Raw genomic sequence first — 238 nt, 5'->3', positions numbered from 1 at the left:
ACGGGCCGCGATTGCTTGGGCTTTCAGCGATTCCATGCCGCCGCTTGCCCCCCAGCTGGCTGGGCTTTCAGATGGCACGACTCCTTTTAGATAATCTTCAAACGGCAAAGAATTGACCGGCTGGATTTTGGTCGTGCCGGACATGCGGAACAGGATGGTCCCAAGATACGGGTAGATGGTCTGGGATCCAGGCTTATACAGCTGGATATGGTTTGCCTTTGAATAGACGGACGGTTCG

At 54.6% G+C, this 238-nt stretch carries 1 protein-coding gene; it reads right to left on the bottom strand.

Annotated elements, in window-relative coordinates:
• A partial coding sequence (locus tag R0J92_RS26335; RefSeq protein ID WP_411053858.1) for a SpoIID/LytB domain-containing protein occupies positions 1-238 on the bottom strand: 238 nt, incomplete at both ends.

It is taken from the genome of Tritonibacter sp. SIMBA_163, assembly GCF_046535935.1.
Lineage (GTDB): Bacteria > Pseudomonadota > Alphaproteobacteria > Rhodobacterales > Rhodobacteraceae > Epibacterium > Epibacterium scottomollicae.
The sequence above is the reverse complement of the archived record's forward strand: the minus strand, read 5'-3'. Positions and strand labels throughout refer to the sequence as shown.